The organism is Actinopolymorpha pittospori (assembly GCF_014873875.1).
Classification (GTDB): domain Bacteria; phylum Actinomycetota; class Actinomycetes; order Propionibacteriales; family Actinopolymorphaceae; genus Actinopolymorpha; species Actinopolymorpha pittospori.
In genome coordinates this window covers 9,642,974-9,667,998 of the sequence record NZ_JADBEM010000001.1, presented here as the reverse complement: position 1 = coordinate 9,667,998, position 25,025 = coordinate 9,642,974, and the positions used below count along the sequence as shown (strand labels likewise).

22 protein-coding genes are annotated in these 25,025 nt (G+C 71.0%); 10 read left to right on the top strand and 12 right to left on the bottom strand.

From position 1 onward, the window contains the following. Positions 1-20 precede the first annotated feature (20 nt). Positions 21-824: an SDR family oxidoreductase gene (locus HEB94_RS44665; RefSeq protein ID WP_192755450.1), complete on the bottom strand. Its 804-nt coding sequence runs from the start codon at positions 822-824 to the stop codon at positions 21-23. Positions 825-962: 138 nt separating this feature from the next. After that, positions 963-1,595, bottom strand: coding sequence for a YesL family protein (locus HEB94_RS44660; protein WP_192755449.1), 633 nt, complete (start codon positions 1,593-1,595; stop codon positions 963-965). A 123-nt stretch (positions 1,596-1,718) separates the two neighbouring features. Between HEB94_RS44660 and HEB94_RS44655 the strand changes: the two genes are divergently transcribed. Both HEB94_RS44655 and HEB94_RS44650 read left to right on the top strand, forming a co-directional pair. Beyond that, entirely contained in the window at positions 1,719-2,954 is a 1,236-nt protein-coding gene (locus HEB94_RS44655) for a class I SAM-dependent methyltransferase (RefSeq protein ID WP_192755448.1), read from the top strand. Further along, the gene (locus HEB94_RS44650; RefSeq protein WP_192755447.1) at positions 2,951-5,173 is read left to right on the top strand and encodes a hypothetical protein; all 2,223 of its coding nucleotides are present in this window, start codon (positions 2,951-2,953) and stop codon (positions 5,171-5,173) included. Before HEB94_RS44655 ends, HEB94_RS44650 begins: the two co-directional genes overlap by 4 nt. A gap of 112 nt (positions 5,174-5,285) precedes the next feature. Here the strand turns inward: HEB94_RS44650 and serC are convergent, their stop codons facing one another. Both serC and HEB94_RS44640 read right to left on the bottom strand, forming a co-directional pair. Beyond that, positions 5,286-6,428: a phosphoserine transaminase gene (gene serC / locus HEB94_RS44645; RefSeq protein ID WP_192755446.1), complete on the bottom strand. Its 1,143-nt coding sequence runs from the start codon at positions 6,426-6,428 to the stop codon at positions 5,286-5,288. Positions 6,429-6,566: 138 nt separating this feature from the next. Next, positions 6,567-7,292: a class I SAM-dependent methyltransferase gene (locus HEB94_RS44640; RefSeq protein ID WP_192755445.1), complete on the bottom strand. Its 726-nt coding sequence runs from the start codon at positions 7,290-7,292 to the stop codon at positions 6,567-6,569. A gap of 113 nt (positions 7,293-7,405) precedes the next feature. On the opposite strand from HEB94_RS44640, the gene pdxH reads away from it, so the two are divergent. Beyond that, a complete protein-coding gene (gene pdxH, locus HEB94_RS44635; protein WP_337918408.1) occupies positions 7,406-8,278 on the top strand; it encodes a pyridoxamine 5'-phosphate oxidase in 873 nt (290 codons plus the stop codon). A gap of 496 nt (positions 8,279-8,774) precedes the next feature. On the opposite strand, the gene HEB94_RS44630 is transcribed toward pdxH, so the two are convergent. Then, positions 8,775-9,620, bottom strand: a complete 846-nt coding sequence (locus HEB94_RS44630; protein WP_192755443.1) for a metallophosphoesterase — start codon at positions 9,618-9,620, stop codon at positions 8,775-8,777. Between the two features lie 69 nt (positions 9,621-9,689). Beyond that, positions 9,690-10,478 carry a DeoR/GlpR family DNA-binding transcription regulator gene (locus tag HEB94_RS44625; protein WP_192755442.1) on the bottom strand — a complete coding sequence of 263 codons (789 nt, stop codon included), beginning with the start codon at positions 10,476-10,478 and terminating at the stop codon, positions 9,690-9,692. 236 nt (positions 10,479-10,714) lie between these two features. On the opposite strand from HEB94_RS44625, the gene HEB94_RS44620 reads away from it, so the two are divergent. The 5 genes from HEB94_RS44620 (at position 10,715) to HEB94_RS44600 (ending at position 15,658) form a co-directional block, all read left to right on the top strand. Further along, positions 10,715-11,620: an SIS domain-containing protein gene (locus tag HEB94_RS44620; RefSeq protein WP_192755441.1), complete on the top strand. Its 906-nt coding sequence runs from the start codon at positions 10,715-10,717 to the stop codon at positions 11,618-11,620. Then, positions 11,617-12,606 carry an ROK family protein gene (locus tag HEB94_RS44615; RefSeq protein ID WP_337918407.1) on the top strand — a complete coding sequence of 330 codons (990 nt, stop codon included), beginning with the start codon at positions 11,617-11,619 and terminating at the stop codon, positions 12,604-12,606. Before HEB94_RS44620 ends, HEB94_RS44615 begins: the two co-directional genes overlap by 4 nt. A 12-nt stretch (positions 12,607-12,618) precedes the next feature. Further along, positions 12,619-13,770 (top strand): N-acetylglucosamine-6-phosphate deacetylase, encoded by a 1,152-nt coding sequence (gene nagA, locus HEB94_RS44610; RefSeq protein WP_192755440.1) that lies wholly within the window; start codon positions 12,619-12,621, stop codon positions 13,768-13,770. Further along, positions 13,770-14,609, top strand: a complete 840-nt coding sequence (locus HEB94_RS44605; protein ID WP_192755439.1) for a class II fructose-bisphosphate aldolase — start codon at positions 13,770-13,772, stop codon at positions 14,607-14,609. Before nagA ends, HEB94_RS44605 begins: the two co-directional genes overlap by 1 nt. Before the next feature lie 239 nt (positions 14,610-14,848). After that, complete coding sequence (locus tag HEB94_RS44600; protein WP_192755438.1) at positions 14,849-15,658, top strand: alpha/beta fold hydrolase; 810 nt, start codon at positions 14,849-14,851, stop codon at positions 15,656-15,658. Positions 15,659-15,669: 11 nt separating this feature from the next. On the opposite strand, the gene HEB94_RS44595 is transcribed toward HEB94_RS44600, so the two are convergent. The 6 genes from HEB94_RS44595 to ngcE all read right to left on the bottom strand — a co-directional run bounded on the left by HEB94_RS44595 (position 15,670) and on the right by ngcE (position 22,325). Continuing rightward, entirely contained in the window at positions 15,670-16,557 is an 888-nt protein-coding gene (locus HEB94_RS44595) for a sugar phosphate isomerase/epimerase family protein (RefSeq protein ID WP_192755437.1), read from the bottom strand. Beyond that, positions 16,554-17,720 (bottom strand): dihydrodipicolinate synthase family protein, encoded by a 1,167-nt coding sequence (locus HEB94_RS44590; protein WP_192755436.1) that lies wholly within the window; start codon positions 17,718-17,720, stop codon positions 16,554-16,556. Before HEB94_RS44590 ends, HEB94_RS44595 begins: the two co-directional genes overlap by 4 nt. Continuing rightward, positions 17,717-18,874 carry a Gfo/Idh/MocA family protein gene (locus tag HEB94_RS44585; protein ID WP_192755435.1) on the bottom strand — a complete coding sequence of 386 codons (1,158 nt, stop codon included), beginning with the start codon at positions 18,872-18,874 and terminating at the stop codon, positions 17,717-17,719. The genes HEB94_RS44590 and HEB94_RS44585 overlap by 4 nt, the downstream gene beginning before the upstream one ends. Before the next feature lie 112 nt (positions 18,875-18,986). After that, positions 18,987-19,931 carry a carbohydrate ABC transporter permease gene (locus tag HEB94_RS44580; protein ID WP_192755434.1) on the bottom strand — a complete coding sequence of 315 codons (945 nt, stop codon included), beginning with the start codon at positions 19,929-19,931 and terminating at the stop codon, positions 18,987-18,989. Positions 19,932-19,948: 17 nt separating this feature from the next. Beyond that, complete coding sequence (locus tag HEB94_RS44575; RefSeq protein WP_192755433.1) at positions 19,949-20,869, bottom strand: carbohydrate ABC transporter permease; 921 nt, start codon at positions 20,867-20,869, stop codon at positions 19,949-19,951. A 19-nt stretch (positions 20,870-20,888) separates the two neighbouring features. After that, entirely contained in the window at positions 20,889-22,325 is a 1,437-nt protein-coding gene (gene ngcE, locus HEB94_RS44570) for an N-acetylglucosamine/diacetylchitobiose ABC transporter substrate-binding protein (protein ID WP_192755432.1), read from the bottom strand. Positions 22,326-22,631: 306 nt separating this feature from the next. On the opposite strand from ngcE, the gene HEB94_RS44565 reads away from it, so the two are divergent. Next, positions 22,632-23,666, top strand: coding sequence for a LacI family DNA-binding transcriptional regulator (locus HEB94_RS44565; protein ID WP_192755431.1), 1,035 nt, complete (start codon positions 22,632-22,634; stop codon positions 23,664-23,666). A gap of 241 nt (positions 23,667-23,907) precedes the next feature. After that, complete coding sequence (locus HEB94_RS44560) at positions 23,908-24,924, top strand: hydroxyacid dehydrogenase (RefSeq protein WP_192755430.1); 1,017 nt, start codon at positions 23,908-23,910, stop codon at positions 24,922-24,924. Positions 24,925-25,025 lie beyond the last annotated feature (101 nt).

Here is a 25,025-nt window from a genome sequence, read left to right as displayed (position 1 = left end):
CAGACGGGCGACGGGGACGCTCAGACGAGGACCGCGCCGCCGTCGACCAGGATCGAGGTACCGGTCGCCATCGGCTGTTCCATGGCGTAGACGTAGGCGAGGGCGACGTCGGAGGGCTCGCCCAACCGGCGGACGGGCAGGGTGGCGGCGAGGCGGCCGTACATCGCCCGCTGCTCCTCCCCGGACATCCCGGCCCACTGCGGCCTGCGGGTGAGGCCGGGCGCGACCAGGTTGACCCGGACCGGGGCGAGTTCGAGCGCGAGCTCTCGGGTGAGGGCCTCCAGGGCGCCGCACAGGCTCGCCCCCAGCGACCAGCCCGGTCCCGGTCGCTGGCCGGCGCTGCCTCCGGTCAGGACGATGGAGCCGCCCTTGCGTATGGCACCGATGGCCGTCGCCGTGCCGGCCACGGCGACCGCTCGCACGACGCTGAGGGCGCCGAGGTAGCGGGTCTCCCAGACGCTGCGGACGATCTCGGGGGTGAGGTCTGTCAGCTCGGTGCGCTGAAGGGGTTCGCCGGCGGTGTAGACGACATGATCGAGCGCCCCGGCGTAGTCCACGAGACGCGCGATCGAACCCGGATCGGTGAGGTCGACCGTGGCGCCCTCCGCGTGGTCAGGCAGCGCGCCGAGCGCGCCGTCGACGTGGACCTGGCTGCGCGACGCGACGATCGGCGTGGCCCCACGCTCCGCCACGGCCCGAGCGACCGCCAGCCCGAGTCCCGAGGTGCCGCCGACGAGGAGGATGCGGGCACCCTCCAGCGGGTGCCGGAACGACCGAACGAGCCCGCGATCGGGTGGCTGGACGGGTGGGCCGTCGGGTGTCATCGCGAACCTTCCGTGGTGGACCTCGTTCAACCCTCCACCCCGGGTCGCCGGTCCGTCCAAGACCTCATGGCCACCCGTTCGATACTCCAAGGGCATGGCCAGCCAGGTCGGGCCGGACGCTCCACGCGGTCCACGCGGTCAGGTCAGCGACGCCGCCTTCGCGGCCGACTGCGCCGCCGCGGCCTCCTGGCGGGCGAGGAACCGCCGGAAGACCCGCCGCACCAGCCGGCTGATCGTCCAGGCCGCGAACCCGACCCACACCGGCAGGAGCGCCGGGATGAACACGACCAGCAGCGACGCGGCCAGCAGCAGGAACAGGCTGCCGAGCGTCGTCAGCGGATGGGCGGCGGCGAACAACGCGGCGTTGCGCAGCACCCGACGCCACGGCGCCGGGTAGGCGACCATCACCGGGAAGGTGAAGACGAGCGTCCCGCCGACGGCCAGGATGCCGATGATCGCGGCGACCATCACGACGGCGCGCAGCGGCGCGTCCGTGGCCCGCAGGCCGTACATCAGGTCGACCGAGAGCAGCACCCCGGCGATGGTGGCGAGGAAGCCGAGCCACATGCCCTGCCGGAAGTGGCGCCGGAACGCGGTCCAGAACGTCGACCAGACCGAGGGTGGGCCGTCCTGACCCCACTCCATCATCACGGCGGCGAAGGCCGCGGTGGCCGGACCGAGGGTGACGATGGGTACGGACGCCAGCACCCAGAGCAACCCGGCGACGACGATCGTGAACAACGCCTCGAGGGGTCTGGTGAAGTACTGCATCCGATCCGCCCTTCTGCACCGGCGCGCGAGCTCCCGGATTCGCGATCTCCCAGGGTAAGGCCCGCAGGCCGGTCCGGCAGCCGGTCCGTGGGCGGCGAAAACCGGACGCGCGACAATGGCCGGATGCCCGAATCCCTGGTTGTCGCGCTTGACCGGCTTCGAGACCTGGTGCTGGACGACGAGCGCCTGGTCCGGGCCGTCGCCGCCGGTCGTCGACGCGGAGAACTGCCGCCGTGGCGGCGGACCGAGCTGCGTTACGTCGACATCAAGGGCGGACGGCACCTCCAGATCACGACGTACGACGACCGCCAGGCCCACGTCCGCAACGTCCCGCTCGGCGAACCCGCCCGGCAGGCCGTGGAGGAGGCGCTGCTCGCCGCCTACGGCAACTGGCACGTCGACACGATCGCGGAGACGATCCAGCTCCGGGTCACCAAGAAGGGCGAGGCGCAGGTCCACCGCCGCGACCGGGACGAGACCGGCCCCGCGCCGGACCGCGACCACGACCGCGGGAAGCACCGCGTCCTCGATCCGGCCGAGCCGTTCCTCGCCGCCGTCGGCATCAGCAGCCGCGAGGGCGTCGTCAAACCGACCCGGCGGGACAAGTACCGCCAGGTGGAGGAGTTCGTCCGGCTGCTCGGACCGGCGATCGACGACGCCGTGGCGGCGGGCGTGCTCGAGCGCCCCACTCCGGAGCGCCCGCTGCGGCTCGTCGACCTCGGCTGCGGCAACGCCTACCTCACCTTCGCGGCCTACGCGTTCCTCTCCGGTGTGCGCGGGCTGCCCGTCACGCTGACCGGCATCGACGTGAAGGAGCAGGCGCGGCGACGCAACACCAGGCTGGCGGAGGAACTTCGCTGGTCCGAGCACGTGACGTTCACCGCGGCCGACATCGCGGCCGCCCAGGTCGAGGCCGGTGCCGACGTCGTTCTCGCCCTGCACGCCTGCGACACCGCCACCGACGACGCGCTCGCCCGCGGGGTCGGCTGGCGTGCGCCGTTGATCCTCGCGGCACCGTGCTGCCACCACGACCTGCACGCACAGGTGCGCGAGCGGGGAGCGCCGGCGCCTTACTCCCTCCTCACCCGGCACGGGATCCTTCGTGAGAGGCTGACGGACGTGCTCACCGACGGGGTGCGCGCGGCGATCCTGAGACTTGTGGGTTACCGCGTGGATGTGATGGAGTTCGTCCCTTCCGAGCACACACCGCGCAACGTCCTACTCCGAGCGGTCCGCACCGGCGCGGCCCCGTCCGAAGAGGTCATCGCCGACTACCGCGCGCTCATGACCGCGTGGGGGGTGACGCCCGCACTCGCGCGGTTGCTGGAGCCCGACCTGGCGGAGGTGCTGCGACCGTGACTTTCGAACGCGCGGACCGCCGGATCGCCCGGCTTGGCCACCGACTCGCCGCGGTCGCCGCCGCCGGAACTCTGGCCGGGCTGGTCGCGGCCCCGTTGGCCGCCGCGCCCTCCTACGCCGCTCCCGGTGATCCCGACGAGGCGAAACAGGCGTTCACGATCGACGACGAACGCGTCACCGAGTCCAGCGGACTCGCCGCCAGCACCAGGCACCCCGGCTACTTCTACACCAACAACGACTCCGGCGACACGGCCCGCGTCTTCGCGCTCGACCCCCGTGGCAACGTCGTCGGGACGCTCGTGCTCGGCAGCGCAGGGCATCTGGACTGGGAAGCCCTGGCGAGCGGCCCGGACGAGCGCATCTGGATCGGCGACATCGGCGACAACGAGAAGTTGCGCGGCTCGGTCACGCTCTACCGGTTCCGCGAACCCGAGTCGCTCGGTGACCAGAGCGTCGAGTGGAGCAGGTTCCGGCTCGAGTACCCCGACGGTCCCCACGACGCCGAGGCGCTGCTCGTCCACCCCCGCACGGGTCGCGTCTACATCGTGACCAAGGACCCGAAGGGCGGTGCGATCTACGCCGCGCCGCCGGAACTCGTCGCCGGAGCCACGGCCGAAATGACGAAGGTCGCCTCCGCCCCGGCGGTCGTGACCGACGGGGTGTTCGCTCCGGACGGCTCGGCGATCGTCCTCCGCACGTACGCCGACGCACAGGTGCTGAACTGGCCCGACGCCAAGGTCGTGCGGAAGATCCCGTTGACGCAGCAGCGCCAGGGCGAGTCGGTCGCGATGAGCCTGGACGGCGAACAGATCTTCGTGGGCAGTGAGGGCGCCAGGTCCTCCGTGTTCAGCGTGCCGTTCACCGCGGGCGCCCCGGTCGGCACCTCCACGCCCGGCCAGACCCCGGCGCCGAAGCCGAGCACCGCGAAACCCACAGCTCCCGCCGCCGACGACACCGCGGACACCAGTGCCGGCGCCGACAACGGGCTCTTTGGTGGCCTGCCCGGCGGCATCCTGCTGTTGGTCATCGTGGCCGCCGTCCTCGCCGGCATCGCGGCGTTCCCCGTGTCGCGGCGTAAGCGCCCGGTGCGGCGTCGTCCGCCCGAGGATCCGGCGCCGGGCGGTCCGGACGGGCGGGGGACCTCGCCCTACGACGACCCGCGGGAGGCCCGGTCGGCGACCAGCGGGCTGGACGATCATCGGCGCGGGGAGGCTGGCCTGGCGGTCGACGACGCGACGTCGGCCGAGCCGGGTCGGAACGAGGCGTGGCCGGAGCCGGGCCGGACCGGCGAGGCATGGGCGAGTGAGGCATGGGCGACCCCGAGCGCCGGAGACGACACCTGGGCGGGCAACGGCGTGGCGTCGTCCGGCACCGCTCCCGGAGACGAGCGTCCCGCGGGCGGGCGACGCCGGGCGGCCGGTCCCGCCGACGGCGGCGGCGTACCCCTGCCCTGGGAGGACGCGGACTGGCGCCCTCACCCGGACGAGCCGGCGCCGCCCCGGCAGGAGCCCGGGCGTTCGAGCCGGTCGGTGGACCAGCCCGTCGAGCCGTGGGCCGAGCCGCGACGTTCGGAGGACTGGTCGGTTCCGGCGGACCGGTCGCATCCGGCGGACCGGTCGCGCTCGGAGGAGTGGTCGCGCACACAGGACACGCAGGACTGGTCGCGATCCGATGATCGCCTCGACGAGTGGCCGCCCGCGCGGGGACGGACGGAGAACGCTTCGCCTCCGGAGGAGCAGTGGCCGCCGCCGGCCCAGTGGCCCCCGGAGGAGCCGCGCCGGTCGCGGGGACGGCGGCACGCCCAGGAGCAGCCGACGGAGGAGCCGCGTCGGCCCGACGAGGAGAACACCGGAGGACGGCGCCGCTCACAGGAGAGCTGGACTCACGACGAGCCGGCGTACGACAACGGCACCTCGGACCGGCCGTGGTACCCGGTCCCCGACGTACCGACCCCGGCACCCCAACCGCCGGCAGCGCCGGCCCGAAGGGGTCGGCGGATCCGCTCGACCGAGGACGTGCCCCCGGCCGACCATCGCCCGCCGAGCCCTCGCCAGACCCCGCGTTCGGAGGGGGACGAGAAGCCGCCGTGGGCCGTGCCGCGTTCGGGGGAGCAGCCCGGTTGGTCAGATGAGGGGACTGGCTGGTCGCCCGTCCCGTCCCAGGAGGAGCCGGAGCGGCCACGGCGCCGCCGCCCTCTCTACCGCGACGACCCCGAATAGGCCTCGGCCAGGATCCAGCCAGGACCCCGCCAGGACTCAGCGAAGGGCCGGTATCGCCGGCGCCGCCTGGCGCGCCGCGAAACCGGCCCTCGCGTTCGTGGTGGGGGCGCGCTCAGCCGCGGAGTTGCTCGACGACGTAGTCGACGCACCAGGTCAGTGCCTCGACGTCGGCCGGGTCGACCGCCGGGAACATCGCGACGCGCAGTTGGTTGCGGCCGAGCTTGCGGTAGGGCTCGACGTCGACGATGCCGTTGGCGCGGAGCACCTTCGCCACGGCCGAGGCGTCCACCGCGTCGTCGAAGTCGACGGTGCCGACGACGAGGGAACGCGCGGCCGGGTCGGACACGAACGGCGTCGCGAACTCCGACTTCTCCGCCCAGGCGTAGAGCCGGCTGGAGGAGTCGCTCGTCCGCTCGACCGCGCCGGCGAGCCCGCCGCCCCCGAGCAGCCAGTCGAGCTGTTCGGCGAGCAGGACGAGGGTCGCGATCGACGGGGTGTTGTAGGTCTGGTCCTTGCGTGAGTTGTCGATCGCCGTCGGCAGGTCGAGGAACGTCGGAACGTAGCGACCGGAGCCGGCGATCTCCTCAACCCGGTCGAGTGTGCGTGGCGACATCACGGCCAGCCACAGGCCACCGTCGGAGGCGAAGCACTTCTGCGGTGCGAAGTAGTAGACGTCGGACTCGGCGATGTCGACCGGAAGACCACCGGCACCCGAGGTCGCGTCGACCAGGACCAGCGCGTCCTCGTCGGCTCCGGCGATCCTGCGGACCGGTGCCATCACACCGGTCGAGGTCTCGTTGTGCGGCCAGGCGTAGGCGTCGATGCCCTCCTCGGCGTACGGGGACGCCAGGGTGCCGGGCTCGGCCTTCACCACGGTCGGCGTACCGAGGAACGGCGCGCCGCCGGTCACCGACGCGAACTTCGCGGAGAACTCCCCGAAGGACAGGTGCTGAGCCCGGTCGCGGACGAGGTTGTGTGCCGCGATGTCCCAGAATGCCGTGGACCCGCCGTTGCCGAGCACCACCTCGTAGCCGTCGGGCAGGCCGAACAGCTCGCTGATGCCAGCGCGGACCCGCCCGACCAGCTTCCGGATCGGCGCCTGCCGGTGCGAGGTGCCGAGGAGTGTCGACGCGGCGCCGGTCAGGGCGGCCACAGCCTCGGGCCGCACCTTCGAGGGGCCGGACCCGAAGCGGCCGTCGGCGGGCAGCCGGTCGTGGGGGATCGTGATGCGGGCGGGGTCGAAGGCGTCAGCCACAGTGCCACCTCTGCGGACGTGCGGGACAGACAGGATGCGCGGACGTCAGTGTCAGGCCCGGTCCATTCTGTCAGCGCGCCCACCGGTCCGGGGGCAAGGGGCGCGTGCTGGCGGGAGATTCGCCCGCGCACCCCATGATCACGAAGCCGGATGGTCTCCTGGCGCCCGTTCGTCCCCCTGATCACGAGCATGATCATCGATGGTCTCGCCGGCATGATCGAGTGGACGGGTGGCGCGGAAGGCGACGACCCGGGTGCCGTGGTGGAGCTCGGCGGTTCCGAAGGTGTCCCGCATGCTCGTGAGGATGCGGTCGAGCACCTGCGCGTCCAGCGTCATCCGGCGTCCCACCCGGGTCGGGCGCGAGCCGCCGTGCCAGGTGACCACCACCCGGCCGCCCGGACGTACGACGCGACGGAGCTCCCGCATCCCCGCCGCCAGGTCGGACCACATCGGCACGTTGTTGACCGAGACGGCCGCGTCGAAGGCGCCCTCGTCGAAGCCGGTGCGCTCCGCCGTACCCACGCGCAGGTCTGCCCGTCCCGCCTCGACAGCCGCGTGGTTGCGGCGCCGGGCCAAGGCACACATCTGCGGGGACGGATCGGCGCCGGCGACCGTGGCGCCGGCCTCGACCAGGAGGGCGAGCAGGACTCCGGGCCCGTAGCCGACCTCCAGCACGCGCTCGCCCGGGCGTACCTCCAGCAGCTTCGACACCTCCCGCTGCTCGGCTCCGCCGAGTACCGCCATCACCCGTCCCAGCAACGAACCCAGCCGTCCGTGGGGCAGGGCGAACCCGGTCAGCGGCCGGTCCAGCAGCCAGGAACGCGGAGGTGGCGGAGGTCGATCCGGTCCGTTCGGCTCGGTCATGTTCGTCATGGTGCCCACGATCACACCGTCGGCGGTCCATGGCGAGGCCGTCGACGCGGTGCGACGCGAGTCCACCGCGCCGACACGGCCCGGCAGGGCTAGGGTCGGGACTCGTGGAGCAGGCGCACGGCGACGCCGCCGACCTTCCCCCCGTCGACACCTCTGCCGCGGCCATCCCCGCCGCCGACGGTGCGGCCGGTGTGGTGTCTCCTGACGGTCCACCGATACCGGGTCGCCGACCCGAGGAGCGGCCGCCGTTCCCGCCGGTCCCGGAGGTGCCGAGCGCCGCGCCGGTTCCGACCGTCCCGGTCGGGCCACCGGTCAGCCTTCCGCCCGGCGCTCCGGCGGCCGGTCTCGCGGCCCTGCGCCGGCGCTACGCGCGTGGTGAACTCGACGAGGCGGACGTGGCCCCCGACCCGTTGACGCAGTTCGCGGCGTGGCTCGACGACGCGCTCGCTGGTGAGGTGCCCGAGCCGAACGCCATGGTGCTCGCCACCGCCACGCCCGACGGCGTCCCGTCCGCCCGCACCGTGTTGTTGAAGGGACTCGACGAGCGGGGCTTCGTCTTCTACACCAACTACGAGTCGGCCAAGGCGGCCGATCTCGGGGCCAACCCGCGGGCGGCACTCGTCTTTCCCTGGCACGCGATGGAACGCCAGGTCCGCGTCACCGGCACCGCCGAGCGGGTCAGCCGGGAGGAGTCTGCCGCCTACTTCGCGAGCCGGCCTCGCGACAGCCGGCTCGGTGCCTGGGCGAGCCCGCAGTCCCAGGTGGTGGCCGATCGGGCCGCCCTCGACCGCGCGTACGCCGAGGTGGAGGCGCGGTGGGGGGAGGACGAGGAGATTCCGCTGCCCGACTTCTGGGGCGGATACCGCGTCCGGCCGGAGACGGTGGAGTTCTGGCAGGGCCGGCACGGTCGCCTGCACGACCGGATCGGTTACCGCCGCGAGGGTGAGGGCTGGGTCCTCGAGCGCCTGGCGCCCTGATTCGCCGTCCGGCGGCCGACGTCCGGCGCTCCCGGCGGGATCCAGCACCTGGTTCGACAGCTGAGCCGTGCCCGGTTCCGGCCAGTCGGTGGTACGGACATTCCGGGATGGACGGCACGGGCCGGCGTACCCCCCACGACACGAATGCCCGGCCACGGCGAGCGGATCGCCGGGTCCGGGCATGGGACGACCCGCGGGCTTTGTGTGCTGGGGGGACAAGTACCAGCGCCCGCGGGTCGGGTGGCTGCCTTGGCTTCGCCGGCCGCCATCCGGCACTCACGCCGCGTTACCGCGGCGGGTGCCATCAGGACGAGCCGGTGATCGGCAGTCGGTCCTTCAAGGGACAGCGGCTAGCGGACAGCCACCTCACGAGTCCCAAAGCTATGCATACGCTGGACCACCTCCTTCCTCGTGTACGCACGACCGTACGCGGTGTCGGCGAAACAGACAACGGTGTTTTCACGGCCGGCGGACGAACGGGCACGGCGGCGAGGGCTCAGAAGGTGATCCTGCCGGTGCGTTCCGTGCCGGTGCCGAGGGAGAACTCCGCCGCCAGCGCCGGGTCGAAGGTGTTCCAGAAGATCAGCGGCCCGCTGCCGAGCACGGTGGAGTAGCCGAGACCCGTCTCGTCGACGTCGTAGACCCGGTAGGTGCTGGCGCCCTGGCCGAGCGAACCGGCGGTCACCTGGAGGCAGTGCGGCGCGAGCGGGCGGGCGGAGTTGACGTGCACGTGGCCGCACGCGTAGAGGACGACGTTCGGGCTGCGCCGGACCAGGTCGAGCAGGACGGCGCCGGCCCGCGGGACGAACGTCTCCGAGCCGAAGTCGGTGTGCGGCTTCGGCTCGCGCGTGGGCACGAGCGGATAGTGACCGACCAGGATCACCGGCCGGGTGTCGGCGCCGATCAGCTCGGTCAGCCGGGGGAGTACGCCGTCGAGGTCGTCCTCGCGCAGCGCGACCCCGACGACGCGGAGCCGGTCGAGGTCGCGGACGACCAACGGGTCGGGCCCGAACGTGCGGCCATAGCCCGTCTGCTTGAACTCGACGTCCTCGAACCCCTCCTGGTGGGGGTTGCGCTCGCCCCGGATCCGGCTCGGCCCGAGGTCGTGGTTGCCGGGAACGGCGAGGTAGGGGATCCCGAGGCTGTCCAGCCACTCGCGCGCCTGGGCGAGATGGTCACGCCTCGAACTGCCGTAGGTCGTGAGGTCGCCGGAGACGATCATCAGGTCGGCACCGACGCGGCGCAGTGGCTCGCGGTCGTTCGCGAGCGTGCTCATCAGGCCGGGCAGGCGTTCCTCGGGCTCGGGCTCGATGTGGAGGTCGGACACGTGAAGGATGCGCACGAGCCGTGAAACTACACGAGCGGAGCGAGACACGGCTGCCGCGCGTAACCGGGTGTGCGTGTTACGCGATCAGACGCACATGACCTTGACGCCGGCCTCCTCGAACTTCGCCACCGCGTCGTCGGGGACGCCGACGTCGGTGATGAGCAGGTCGATCTCCTCCGGCCGCCGGATCCGGGCGAACGCCTGTGAGCCGAGCTTGGAGCTGTCGGCGACCACGACGACCTGCCGGGCCCGGGAGGCCATCAACTTGTTGATGTCGGCCTCGCCCTCGTGGTGGGCGCTGGCGCCGTACATCGGGTCGACGGCGTCCACGCCGAGGATGGCGAGGTCGAGGCTCACGCCTTCGAGGATGTGGGTCGCGAGCGGTCCGGCGAGCTCGTAGGACTGTGGCCGGGCGACACCGCCGGTGACCACGATCTTGACGTGCGGGCGCACGGTCAGCTCGTTGGCGATGTTGACGGCGTTGGTGACGATGGTGACGGCGCGGCGGCCTCCGTCGGGCGACCGCAGGTCGGTGCGGGTGGCGATGGCGCGGGCGACCTCGGTGGCCGTGGTGCCGCCGTTGATCCCGATCACCATCCCGACCTCGACGAGATCGGCGGCCGCCTGGCCGATGCGTTGCTTCTCCGTCGCCTGGCGGGCGGTCTTGTAGCGAAGCGGCAGGTCGTAGGCGACACTGTGCGCGACCGCGCCACCACGGGTCCTGGTGAGGAACTGCTGTTGAGCGAGGTGGTCGAGGTCGCGCCGGATGGTCGCGGTCGAGACGTCGAGTTCGCCGGACAGGGTCTCGACGTCGATCCGGCCGCGCTCGGCGACGAGTTCCAGGATCGCGTTGAGCCGTTCGTAGCGGTTCATGGACTACCGCCCAATGTTCGAAGCTGCGCGAGAGTTTGGGAAAACCGATCATAGAGTGCCCACAGCCTGCATGGGGATGCTTGAACGCGCTTATTCCGACATTGGGCACGTGTTTGTGACAGTCGGGCAGCGGATGGCCAGATCTTGCACATGACTGTTCGTTTACCGGTCAAAGCATGCACAAATGCGCGGTCGATGGCCTATGCTGCGGGCAGCCGATCGCGGAAGGGGCAGGCATGGAATTCGTGACCGAGGAGATCGCCAGCCAACCGGAGTGCTGGCGTCGTTCCGTCGCACTCGCCGAGACCGCCGGAGGGGTGTTGCCCCGCAAGGGCGAGCGGGTCGCCGTCTTCGGCTGCGGCACATCCTGGTTCATGGCGCAGGCCTACGCCAACCTGCGGGAGGCGGCCGGACACGGCGAGACCGACGCCTTCACCGCCACCGAGATCCCCGCCGGCCGCCGCTACGACCGGGTGGTCGCCCTCACGCGCTCCGGCACGACGAGCGAGGTGCTCGCGGTCCTGTCCCAGCTGCGTGGCCAGGTGCCGACGGTAGGCATCACCGCCGACCCCACGACGCCGGTGATGGACCTGTCCGACGAGACGGTCGTCCTCGACTTCGCCGACGAGAAGTCGGTCGTCCAGACCCGCTTCGCGACCTCCGCCCTCACGCTCTTCCGCGCCCACCTGGGCGCCGACCTGTCCGGCGCGATCGCCGACGCCGAGCAGACCGTGACCGAGGCGCTGCCGGACGGAGCCACGCAGCGTCGCCAGTTCACCTACCTCGGTGCCGGCTGGACCATCGGCCTGGCCAACGAGGCCGCGCTGAAGATGCGCGAGGCCTCGCTGTCCTGGACCGAGTCCTACCCCGCGATGGAGTACCGTCACGGTCCCATGAGCATCACCGACAGCTCCTCCGTGGTGTGGTTCCTCGGAGCGCCGCCGGCCGGTCTGCGCGACGAGGTCGCCAAGATCGGCGCCCTGGTCGTGTCCGTTCCCGACCGCGACCCGATGGCCGAGCTGATCCGGGTCCAACGGCTCGCCGTGACGATCGGCGCGGAGAAGGGGCTCGACCCCGACCGTCCGCGCAACCTGACCCGCTCGGTCATCCTGTCCGGAACAGCAGGCGTGGACACCAAGTGACCCAGACGGCCCACCCGTCCGGGCGCCCGGACCCCGCCCAGCCTGACGCGTTCGACCCGCGTTCCTGCGTCCTCGCCCTCGACGTCGGCGGCACCTCCATGAAAGGTGCTCTCGTCGACGCCGAGCGGCGGGTACGCACCCGCCGGTCGTTCCCCACGCCGGTCGCGGCGGGCCCGCAGGCAGTGATCGACCAGATCGGTACGGCGTTCCAGACGCTCGCTGCGGACGCGCCCGGCCTGGGGCTGGACGCGCCCGCGGCCGCCGGTCTCGCCGTACCCGGGATCGTGGACGAGGCCCGCGGTGTCGCGGTCACCGCCGCCAACATCGGCTGGCACGACGCACCGCTCGTCACCGTCCTCACCAAACGACTCGGCATCCCGGTCGCGCTCGGGCACGACGTCCGCGCGGGCGGCCTGGCCGAGAACGTCCTCGGAGCCGGCGCCGGCGCGAGCGACAGCCTGTTCATCGCCCTGGGCACCGGCATCGCGGCCAGCCTGATCGTCGACGGCCGCCCCCTCGTCGCAGGCGGTTACGCGGGTGAGGTCGGCCACGTCATCGTCGAACCCGACGGTGAGCCGTGCCCGTGCGGCGCGCGTGGCTGCCTGGAGCGCGTCGCCTCGGCCGCCGCAGTGGCCCGGCGTTACTCCGAACGCAGCGGCCGCACGGTCTCCGGCGCGGCCGACGTCGCCGCCCTGGTCCAGGCCGGCGACGAGGACGCGCGCGCGGTGTGGGACGAGGCGGTCTCGGCACTGGTGACGGTCCTGCACACCGCGGTGACGCTGCTCGGGTCCGAGGTGGTGATCGTCGGCGGCGGCCTCGCCGAGGCGGAGGACCTCCTGCTGGCCCCGCTCGCCGAACAGCTCGACAAGCGACTGACGTTCCAACGGCATCCCCGTGTCGTCCGGGCGACGCTCGGTGACCAGGCAGGATGTCTGGGCGCGGCCCTCCTGGCCGAGCGCCTCATCGACCGTGCACCGGTCCACTGACGGAGGAAACCCGTGACGCTGCTCGCCAACGGCAAGGTCGTGACCCCCGACGCCGTCCTCGACCCGGGTTGGATCGAGGTGGTGAACGAGCGCATCGTCGGCGTGGGTGAGGGCATCCCGGCCCGACCGGCCGACGTCGACCTCGCCGGCCGGATCGTCGTACCCGGCTTCGTCGACACCCACGTCCACGGCGGCGGGGGAGCGTCCTACCTCACCGCGACGCTGGAGGACACCGCGCGGGTGGCGGAGTTCCACCGCTCGCACGGGACCACCACGACCTTCGCGAGCCTGGTCTCCACCACCGCCGAGGAGCTCGAACGCCAGGTCGTCGCCACAGCCGACCTCGTGGTCGACGGTGTGGTCGCGGGCATGCACCTCGAGGGTCCCTGGATCAGCGAGGCACGCAAGGGCGCGCACGACCCGGCCTGTCTGCGGCCGGCGGAGCGGGCCGAGTTGGACCGGTTGCTGGCACTTGGCCGGGGCACCATCCGGATGGTCACGCTGGCCCCGGAGCTGCCCGGCGGTCTGGACGCCGTACGCCGGGTGTGCGAGGCCGGCGTGGTCGCCGCCGTCGGCCACAGCGACGCCGACTACACCACCGTGATCGACGCGGTCGACGCGGGCGCCACCGTCGCGACCCACCTCTTCAACGGCATGCCACCTCTGCACCACCGCGCTCCCGGACCGGTCGGCGCCCTCCTCGAGGACGAACGGGTGACCGTGGAGCTGATCGCCGACGGGATGCACGTGCACCCGGGTGTGATCGCCGTCGCCGCCCGCTCGGCCGGAGCCGACCGGGTGTCCCTCGTCACCGACGCGATGGCCGCGGCCGGGATGCCCGACGGCGTCTACAACCTCGGTCACCGGCCGGTCCGGGTCGAGAACGGCCTGGTGATGCTGATCAGCGGTGAGTCGATCGCCGGCAGCACCCTGACGATGGACGCGGCGTTCCGGCTGGCGGTCCAGCAGGCCGGGCAGACCCTCACGCAGGCCGCCCGGATGGCCTCGACGACGCCGGCCCGGACGTTCGGGCTCACCGAGGTGGGCGCGCTGCAGGCGGGCCTGCTGGCCGACCTGGTAGTGCTCGACAGTGAGCTCGGCACCGCCGCGGTGATGCGCCGCGGCAGCTGGGTGTCGGGCGAACTCACGAAGGAGAATCTCTGATGCCGTTGGTGTCGACCGGTGACATCGTGCGCGACGCGGCGCGCGATGGCCGGGGTGTTGGCGCGTTCAACGTGATCCAGCTCGAACACGCGAACGCGTTGGTCGACGGTGCCGAACGCGCGGGTGCGCCCGTGATCCTGCAGATCAGCGAGAACGCCGTGAAGTACCACGGCGGGCTCGAACCCATCGGGCTCGCGACGCTCGCCGTGGCGCGGACCGCGTCGGTGCCGGTCGCCGTTCACCTCGACCACGCGACGAAGGCCGAACTCGTGCGCGAGGCGGTCGCGCTCGGCTTCGGGTCCGTGATGTACGACGCGTCGGTCCTGCCCTACGACGAGAACGTCGCCGCCACCCGGTCGGTGGTGGAGCACTGCCACGCCGCGGGTGTCTTCGTGGAGGCCGAACTCGGCGAGGTCGGCGGTAAGGACGGCGTACACGCTCCTGGCGCGCGCACCGATCCCGCCGAGGCGGCGGCGTTCGTCGAGGCGACGGGGATCGACGCCCTCGCGATCGCGGTCGGCACCTCCCACGCGATGCTGGAGAAGACCGCGGCCCTCGACCTGGACCTGATCGCCGCCAACCGCAAGGCGGTGCCCGTCCCGCTGGTGCTGCACGGCTCCTCGGGCGTCGCCGACGCCGATCTCACCCGGGCGGTCGAGGCCGGCATGACGAAGATCAACATCGCGACGGCGCTGAACCAGGCGTTCACCGGCGCGGTGCGCGACTACCTCGCGGCGAACCCGAAGGTGGTCGACACCCGCAAGTACCTCGCGCCGGGCCGCGAAGCGGTGGCCGCCGAGGTGGCCCGACTGCTCGGAGTGCTGCGGGCGGCTGCCTAGGTCCGCTGACCACGCAGGTCAGGTCCGCGGCTGGCGGATGGATGGCCGCGAGCGGCGTGAGCAGGGAAACCTGACCCCGGAGAGCGTGAGCCGGAAAAGGGTCGCCGGAACGCGATGACGAGGGACCGCGCGGGGAGTCTCCTTCTGGACCGAGCAGAACCAGCTTCGTCCAGGAGGACCCCGATGAACGACACGTCCACCGCTCCCGACGCCCCCATCCCCGCCACGCCCGCCCGACGGTGGGAACCCTGGAGATCCCCGACGCGCGCCTGTACTACGAGGTACGCGGCCAGGGCCCGCTCGTGGTGCTCGTCGGCGCACCGATGGACGCCGCGCCCTTCGCGGGGCTCGCCGACCTGCTCGCCACCGACCACACCGTCCTCACCACCGACCCTCGGGGCATCCACCGCAGCCCGCTGGCCGACCCGGACCAGGACTCCACGCCGCAGATGCGCGCCGACGACCTGTCCCGGTTGATCGCCCACCTGGACGCCGGCCCGGCAGTCGTGCTTGGCTCCAGCGGCGGAGCGGTCAGCGCGCTGGCGCTCGTCCAGGCCCACCCCGAGCAGGTGCACACCGTCATCGCGCACGAACCCCCGCTGCTGGAGCTGCTCGAGGACCCGGCGTACCACCGTGCGCAGATCGACGACATCATCGCCACCCACCTGTCCGGCGACGTCGGCGGAGCCTGGGTGAAGTTCCTGGCCCACGCCAACATCATCATGCCGGAGCCGGGGGACCTGGTCGGCGACTTCATCCCGACGGAGCCGAGCCCGCAGGAGATCGCCGACGCCAACTACCAGAACGCGCACATGCTGCGCCCGACCACCCGCTGGGTGCCCGACGTCGAGGCGCTGCGCGGGTCGAGGAGCCGCGTCCTGATCGGCCTCGGCGAGGACTCCGGTGGCCAGATCTGTGAACGTACGTCGAAGACGCTGGCCGCGGAACTCGGCATCGAGCCCACGATGTTTCCCGGCGGCCACATCGGCTTCGCCGAGGACCCTGCCCGGTTCGTCCTGCGGTTCCGGGAGGTCCTGGCGCAGGGCTGACCGGGGGAGGTTCAGAGCACCAGGTTGGCGTACCGCCTGATCATGGTGGCGATCACCTCGTCGGGATCGGCGGCCCACACGTCGGCGTTGAAGATCTCCACCTCGATGTCGCCGGTGTAGCCGGTCGCGTCGACGGCCTCCCGGAACGGCCGGAAGTCGATCACGCCGTCGCCCATCATGCCGCGCGCGAGCAGCGCGTCGGCGGGGATGGGGAGGTTGAAGTCGCACACCTGGAACGACGCGATCCGGTCGCCGGCCCGGCGGATCTGCTCGAACACCGCCGGGTCCCACCACAGGTGGAAGGTGTCGACGACCACGCCGACCTGCTCGACTGGGTAGGCCTCGGCCAGGTCGAGTGCCTGCGCGAGGGTGGACAGCACCGCCCGGTCCGCGCAGTACATCGGGTGCAGCGGTTCGAGCGCGAGCCGTACGCCGCGTTCACCGGCGTACGGCGCGAGCTCGGCCAGCGCGTCGGCCACCAGCGCCCGCGCCGCGGGGAGGTCCCGTGAGCCCTCGGGCAGCCCGCCCACCACCAGAACGAGGCACGGGGCGCCAAGGGTCGCCGCCTCGTCGATCGCCAGCCGGTTGTCGTCCAGCGCCCGTCGGCGGGCGCTGGGCTCCGGCGCGGTGAGGAAGCCACCCCGACACAGCGAGGAGACCCGAAGACCCGCGTCACGGACCAGCTTGTGCGCCTGCTCCAGGCCGATCTCCTGCACGGGCTCGCGCCACAGGCCGATCGCGGGGACGCCCGCGCGGACGCACCCGTCCACGGCCTGCGCGACGCCCCAGCTGTTGGTGGTCTTCTGGTTGAGGGACAGCCGCGACAGATCCGGGTCGGCGGTGGGGCGCTCGACCGTGCCGACGGCGGAGTCGACCGTGCTGGCGTCGACGGTGCTCATGCGCTCACTCCACTCACGGCGAGGAACTGCCGCATCCGGCTGGCCGCGAGGTCGGGGTCGGGAAGCAGGCCGGCCTGGTCGGCGAGCCGGAAGGCCTCGACCAGGTGCGGCACGCTGCGGGCGCTCTGCAGGCCGCCCACCATCGTGAACGCGCCCTGGTGGCCGGCGAGCCAGGCCAGGAAGCAGATGCCGGTCTTGTAGTAGTAGGTCGGCGTGCTGAACAGGTGTCGCGACAGGGCGACCGTGGGGCCGAACGCCTCGTCGTAGCCCTGGGTGTCCCCCCGGTCCAACGCCGCCAGCGCGGTCGCGGCGGCGGGTGCGATGGCGTCGAAGATGCCGAGCAGCGCGTCGGAGCCGGACGCGATGAGCTGGGGGTAGTTGAAGTCGTCACCGGTGTAGAGCCGGACACCCGCGGGCAGTGCCGCCCGCAGCGCGACCTCGTGGTCCTCGTCCAGCAAGGACACCTTGACGCCATCGATGGCGGCGGCGTGCTCGCGGACCAGGGCGAGGAACGTCTTCGTGGCGATGTCGAGATCGCTCGATCCCCAGTAGCCCTCGAGCGCCGGGTCGAACATCGGGCCCAGCCAGTGCAGGATCGCCGGTCGGCGGACCTGGCCGAGCAGTCGCCCGTAGACCGTGGCGTAGTCGTCGGCATCTCGTGCGGTGGCGGTGAGATGGCGGCTCGCCATCAGGATCGGCCGGGCGCCGGCGTCCTCCACGACGGTGAGCTGCTGCTCGTACGCGGCGAGGACGTCGTCGAGGGTGAGGCTCTCGGCGCCCGCCGGCCAGGGCAGATGGTCCGTACCCGCGCCGGACGCGACCACGCCTCCGCAGGCGGCCGCCTCGGCCGCGCTGCGGCGGATGAGCTCGGCCGTGGTGTCCCAGGTCAGGCCCATGCCGCGCTGGGCGGTGTCCATCGCGTCGGCCACTCCGAGGCCGTGCGCCCACAGGTGGCGCCGGAACGCCAGGGTCGCGTCCCAGTCCAGCCGCGCCGGGGCACCGGGGGTGTTGTCGGCGAGCGGGTCGGCGACGACGTGGGCGGCGGCGAAGGCGACCCGGCTGGTGAACCCGCCGGCTGGCCGGGACCACTGGCGTGGCGCCGAGAGCCGGTAGCGTTCCGCTGAACCGTCGGCGCGAGGCAGGGTGAGGGTCGGACCGGTCATCCGGAGACCTCGGGAACCTCGATGCGGCGGCCCTCCTGGGAGGAGCGCATGCCGAGTTCGGCGAGCTGCACACCCCGGGCGGCGGCCATGAAGTCGTGCGGGAAGGGCTGCGGGTCCTCCTCGAACACGTGCCGGAGGAACTGCTCCCACTCGACCTTGAAGCCGTTGTCGAACGCGGTGTTGTCGGGCACCTGCTGCCACTGGTCGCGGAACGGTTCGGTGACCGGCATGTCGGGGTTCCAGACCGGCATCGGGGTGGCGGAGCGGTGCTGGGCGCGGCAGTTGCGCAGACCGGCGACGGCGCTGCCCTCGGTGCCGTCGACCTGGAACTCCACCAGTTCGTCGCGGAACACCCGCACGCACCAGGAGGAGTTGAGCTGGGCGATCGTGCCGCCGTCCAGCTCGAAGATCGCGTACGCCGCGTCGTCGGCGGTCGCGTCGTAGCCCACACCCTTCTCGTCCCAGCGCTGCGGGATGTGGGTCACCGAGCGGGCGGTGACGGCGCGGACCGGGCCGGCGATCGACTCGAGGACGTAGTTCCAGTGGCAGAACATGTCGAGCGTGATCCCGCCGCCCTCTTCGGCGCGGTAGTTCCAACTCGGGCGTTGCGCGCGCTGCCAGTCACCCTCGAACACCCAGTAGCCGAACTCGCCCCGGATGGAGAGGATGCGGCCGAAGAAGCCGACGTCGACCAGGCGCTTCAGCTTGCGCAGGCCGGGCAGGAAGATCTTGTCCATGACGACGCCGTTGCGGACGCCGGCCTCCCGGGCGGCCCGGGCGAGTTCGACGGCGCCGGCGACGGAGTCCGCCGTGGGCTTCTCGCAGTAGATGTGCTTGCCCGCGGCGATGGCCGCGAGCACGGCCTTCTCGCGGGCGCGGGTCGCCTGGGCGTCGAAGTAGATCTGGACGGACGGATCGGAAAGCGCTTGGTCCAGGTCCGTGGTCCACTTCGTCAGGTCGTGCCGATGGGCGATGTCGCGGAGCTTCTGCTCCGAGCGGCCGACGAGGATCGGGTCAGGAACGACGCGGCTACCGTCAGCGAGCTCCACACCGCCCTGCTCCCGGATGGCCAGGATCGATCGCACCAAATGCTGGTTGTATCCCATCCGGCCGGTCACGCCGTTCATGACGATTCCGACTTCGCGAACGCTCATTCGCGCCCCTCCACCATACGCAAGCACCATGGAAAACGCTTTCCAGCGTAGCCGAGCCCTCCTGGCGGTAGCAAGCCACCCCTCCCGGGCGGCTGTGACCGGGCTTGGACGGCTACTTCAGGGCGCCGGCGGTGAGACCTTCCTCCACCTTCCGCTGGAACACGATATAGACCACGAGGACCGGAATCATCGCAATGACCAAACCCGCGAACATCTCGGCCAGCGAGGTGGAGCTGGACTCGTAGCGGGTGCGCTGCGCCAGGTCGGCGAGGCCCTGCGTCAGGAGGAAGTTGCTCCGCTCGTTGTCCTTGGGCGTGTTGAGCACGAGGGGGAGGAGGTACTGGTTCCACTGGCCGAGGAAGTTGAACACCCCGATGCTGATCAGGCCGGGTTTGGCCAGCGGCAGCATGATCTGGAAGAACGTGCGGAAGTGCCCGGCCCCGTCGATGAAGGCGGATTCGGCGAGCTCGCCCGGCAGGGACTGGAAGAAGGCGGTCAGGAAGAACACCGAGAACGGCAGGGAGAACGCGACGTAAACGATGATCAGGCCCGGGAGGGACTGCTGCAGGCCGAGGTTCTGGGTGACCTTGGTGAGCGGCACGATCGCGAGGAACAGCGGGAACGTCATGCCGACGAGGAACAGGTAGTAGATGAAGCGGCTGCCCGGGAAGGCGTACCTCGCGAGAACGTAGGCCGCCATCGAGGACAGCAGCAGGGTGAAGAAGACCCCGAGGACCACGACGATCACGGTGTTGAGGAAGAACCGTCCGATGTTGGCGGTCTGCCAGGCGTCGACGTAGGTCGCGAACTGCCAGGTCTGCGGCAGCGCGAACGGGCTGCGGTAGATCTCCGCGTTGGTCTTGAGCGAGGACAACAGCACCCAGAGCATGGGCAGGATCACCAGCAGCGCCCAGGCGAGGAGGAAGATCTGCGGGATCCCGTCACTGAGCAGCCGCGCGCCCCGGAAGCCGCGGCCGTCCCCCTTCGCGGGAGGCGCGGCCGACGGCTTCGGCGACTCGGTGGTGGGGGCCGGCGCGGGTGTGGGCAGGCTCGTCATCAGGCTTCGTCTTTCGGTCAGTACTCCAGCCGCTCGCGGCGGGTGAAGCGGAACGTCAGGACCGCGAGGAGCAGCGAGAAGATCAGCAGCATGGTGGCCATGGCCGAGGCGTATCCGAACTGCGAGTTCAGGGCGAACGCCGTACGGAACAACTGCGTCGCCATCACGTCGGCACCGAAGTCGGCGGAGACACCGTTACGCGCCATCACCGACAACAACGCGAACATGTCGAGGGTCCCGACTCCGATGTAGACGAGCGAGACCTGCACGTGCCCCCACAGCAGCGGCAGTGTGAGGTGCCGGAACATGCGGAACCGGGTGGCCCCGTCGATCGCGGCCGCCTCGTAGAACTCCCGCGGGATCTGCTGCATCCCCGCGATGAACAAGACCATGTAGAAGCCGACCGCGGACCAGACGGCGACGAACATGATGGACCAGAGGATGAAGCCCGGGTTGCCGAGCGGTCCGTTGGGGATGATCCGCAGCAGGTCGAGCCCGAAGAAGTCCAGGCTCTGCTGCAGCAGGCCGCCCTGCGTGCTGTAGATGAACTGGAACATGATCGCGACGATGACGACCGGGATGATCTGGGGGAAGAAGTAGACGACCCGGTAGAAGCGGGAGCCGAACAGGCCGGACCTGGCGCCGCCGGTGCCCCCACGGGTGAGCAGCGTCGCGAACACCAACGCCAGCACCAGTGTCACCGCTGGGATGACCAAGAGCAGCTTCACGTTGTTCAGCGCCGCGTGCCACCACGCCGAATCCCGGATCAGGGCGGTGTAGTTGTCGAAGCCGACATAGCTGAACTGTGGTGTGAACCCCGTCCAGTCCGTGAACGAGATCTGGATCCCCTGCACGAACGGTGAGAGGACGAAGACCACGTACAGAGCAAGCGGCGGAGCGAGGAACGTGATGATGAAAGGAACTCGGCCCTTACGCATCGCGGAAAGACCCGCCCTTTCAGCGCTTGAACTTCTTGATGTTGGACTGCTTCACGCTGTCGGCCTTCTTCTGCACCCGGGCGAGGAATCCCTTCGCGTCGAGGTTGCCGGTCAGCAACACGCCCATCGCCGCCTCGGCCTCCTCGGCCAGCGGGCGGTACCACGTGCCGTACGTGATGGAGTCCAACTGCTCGATCTTGCGAGCGGCCTCGAGCGCGGCCAGGGAGGACTTGAGAACAGGGTCCTGCGCCTGGGAGTCGTGAGCGCCGTCGACGACGGTCAGGGTGAACGTCAACTCGGCGAACTTCTGGGCCGCCTCGTTGGAGAGCATGAGGCGGAGATACTCGAGCCCGCCGGGAACGTTCTTCGCCTTGGAGGGAACGATGAAGCTCTCCTGGGGCGCGTTCGGAATCGCATCGAACGGGAACTCGTCGCTGTCGTCCATGGAGGGCGTGGGAGCGATCGTCATCTCGAAGTCGGCCGGAACCTGCGACTTCATCTCGCTCTTCAGCCACGAGCCGCACGGGATGATCGCGGCCTTGCGCTGCAGCCAGGCCGCCTGTGCCTGGGTGTGGCTCAGGGAGGCCGTGCCGGGAAGAATGTAGCCCTTGGACTTCAGCTCGAAGAAGGCTTCGGCGACATCGCTCACGGCCGATTGCTGCCAGGCGCCGTCCTCGAGGTTGTCGATGTTCTTCATCACCTCCTTGCCGCCGTGCTTCTGCACCATCGCGTGGAAGACGGTCAGCATGTAGGTGGGGTACTGGCCCTGGTAGGTCCACAGGGGAAGGCCCTTGGCCTTGGTCTGCTCGCCGAGCGCCATCAGGTCGTCCCAGGTCTTGGGGACTTCCCATTCGTTGTCGCGGAAGAGCTTGGCGTCGTGCCAGAGGCCGTTGATGTTGAAGGCGTACGGCAGGCCGAAGATCTTGCCGTCGAAGGTCAGGGGAGCGAAGGTCCCGTCGATGACGGTGTCCTTGACCTTCTTGTCGGGAGAGTCCCACGACGGAGCGTCGAGCCACTCTCCGAGGTCGGTCAACTGGCCCTGGTTGACCAGCGTCGCGGTGTCGAGGTCCTGGGCGCCGGAGTTGTCGATGACGTCCGGCGGAGTGCCGTTGACGAAGCGCGGCTGCAACTGGGCGGTGATCTCCTGGGTGCCGAGATGGGAGACCTCCGCCTGCGGGTACTTCTTCTTGTACATCCCCTCGTGGTACTTCGCGTACTCGTCGCTGAAGCCACCCTTGAAGATGACGACATCGAGCGGAGCCTTGGGGTCGACTCCGAACGGGTTCTTGGCGTCCGCGCTGGCGGCGGGCTTCGGGGTGGTGGACGTCGGGCCGCCGCCCCCACTGGTGGCGCAGGCACCGAGCATCGAGGTGCTTCCGGCTGCTGCCGCCAGCGCCGCCGCACGGCGCAGGAACTGCCGGCGGTCCAGGCCGGCGAACGGGCGGTGCTCGGTCATCGTTCCTCCTGCTGCTTGCGTGTGATGAACATCGCGTGGGCGCGCTCGAGGACCGGGAGGCGTCGACATCGGTCACCGCCGGAGCGCTGGCCGTCCCGGGGGTGACAGGTGTGACCCGCGGGACTCCGCATTGCGTGGAGTGCGTGCAGCGTAATGCCGCGTGATCGCCGCAACAAGGGTTCACTGAAATGCTTCGCGAAAGCGTAACTTTCCTGCGCCAGTGCGTCTGTGTATCGGGCCCGAATGACCATCCGGCATGCTGGAGGTCGTACAAGAAGAAACGAGTTCGGGCGGAGACACGAGTAAATGAGCCTTCCCACGGTTGTCACCCTCGGCGACGTGGCGCGGCGTGCGGGGGTCTCGCTCGCTACCGCGTCGAGAGTGCTGAACGGCAGCACCCGGCGCGTCAACGAGGATTTGCGAGCCGTCGTGCTCCAGGCGGCGGAGGAACTCGGCTACACGCCCAACCTGCACGCGCAGGCTGTGGCGCGCGGCACGAGTTCGACCGTCGGCATCGTCATGCACGACATCGCCGACCCCTATTTCTCCGCTATCGCCTCCGGCGTCACGCGGGTCGCCGACGAGCGTGGGTTGATCGTCACCCTCGGGACGACGTCGCGGGATCCCATCCGCGAGGTGCAATATGTCGCGATGCTGCGCGCCCTGCGGGCCCGGGCGGTGATCCTCGTCGGCAGCCGGACCGCCGACAAGGAGCAGACCGAGCGGCTCGTGAAGGAGGTGGAGGCGTTTCGGCGTGGAGGCGGCCGGATCGCCTGCGTGAGCCAGAACAAGCTGCCGGCCGACACCGTTCTGCCCGAGAACCGCGCCGGCGCGCGGGAGTTGGCGGTTCGCCTCGCCGAACTCGGGCACAAGCGCTTCGGCATCCTCGCGGGTCCACGCGCGCTGCTCACGGCGCGTGACCGGTTCACGGGGTTCAAGGCCGGGCTCGCCGAGAAGGGGATCGACCTCGCTCCCGAGGCGGTGATCGAGGGTGCCTTCACCCGCGACGGCGGCTACCAGGCCGCGCGTGAGCTCATCGCCCGCAAGCTCGGAGTCACCTGTGTGTTCGCGGTCAACGACGTGATGGCGGTCGGGGCGATGGCGGCGTGCCGGGACGAGGGCGTCGGCGTACCCCGCGACCTGTCCATCGCCGGCTTCGACGACATCGAGACGCTGCGCGACCTGGTGCCCCCGCTGACCACGGTCCGGCTCCCCCTGGAGCAGATGGGTGTCCGGGCGGCGGAGCTGGCTCTGGAGCTGGACGCACCGGAGAAGGACCGGCTGGTCCGGGTCCGCGGCGAGGTCGTCATCCGGCAGAGCACCCGCAAGCTGCGCGGCTGACCCGTCCGCTGGTCACGATCATGGTTGCGGCGAGGGGGCGGAAGAGGCCCGGCGGGACGGCGTTCGGTGGGCGCCTTCCGCCTCCTCGACGGTGTCGTGGACGTGGGCCGGGGCGAGAACGAGCCCGCCTCGCTTCACGATCACGGACCTGATCACGGGCACCGCTGTCGTCACGGACCCGGCGGTGAGGAGTCGCCAGGACCTCGGGAAGCGCTTACCCGGCCGCGATACGCTGCCGGTCATGGTTCAAGCCCGCCGCCCCGTCGTAGTCCTCGCGATGTCCCCCCAGAACCTCCCGCGGCTCCTCGACGAACCCATGCGGCAGCGTCTCGCCCGCCTCGCCGACGTCGACCTGGACGTCGTCCTAGACGACTTCCGCACCGAGCGCGCGCAGGAGGCGCTCGCCCGCGCGGAGGTCCTGCTGACCTGCTGGGGTTCGCCGCCCGTCGACGCCGAGGCGGTCGCCGCGGCACCTCGGCTGGAGGCCGTCATCCACGGGGCGGGGACAGTGAAGAGCCTCGTCAGCGAGGCGGCCTGGCGGCAGGGCGTACGCGTCTCCTCCGCGGTCGCGGCCAACGCCGTTCCGGTCGCGGAGTTCACCGTGTCCATGATCGTCCTCGCCGGGAAGCGGGTCTTCCCGATCCAGGCGGCCTTCCGCGAGCAGGCGGCCCGCCAGAACTGGGAGGCGAGGTACCCGGGGTACGGCAACTACCGCACCACCGTCGGCATCATCGGCGCCTCACACGTCGGTCGCCGGGTGCTGGGGCTGCTCGCGTCGTACGACATGGACGTCCTGCTCGCCGACCCGACCCTCACCGCCGAGCAGGCGGAGGCACTCGGGGTCCGACTGGTCGAACTCGACGAACTGGTCAGCAGCAGCGACGTGGTGAGCATCCACGCGCCCGACATCCCGCAGACCCACCACATGTTCGACGCGCGCCGGCTCGCCCTGCTCCGCGACGGCGCCACGCTGATCAACACCGCCCGCGGCCGGCTCGTCGACACCGAGGCGCTGACGGCCGAGGCGGCCAGCGGTCGGATCAACGCCGTCCTCGACGTGACCCACCCCGAGCCGCTGCCGGGGGACTCGCCCCTGTTCACGATGCCCAACGTCGTCCTCACGCCGCACATCGCGGGCTCCCTCGGCAACGAGGTGCTCCGGATGGGCGCGCTCGCCCTGGACGAACTCGAGCGGTTCTCCCGAGGCGAGGAGTTCGCCTACCCGGTACTCGAGGACCGGCTCTCCCAGCTCGCCTGAGCGCCCGCGGTTCGAAGGACGGCCGGAACGGGTCGCGTCACAGCCCGTTCCGGCGGGCGAGTGCGGCTAAGCTCCGGGCATGGGACGAGGCTCGAGGGCGA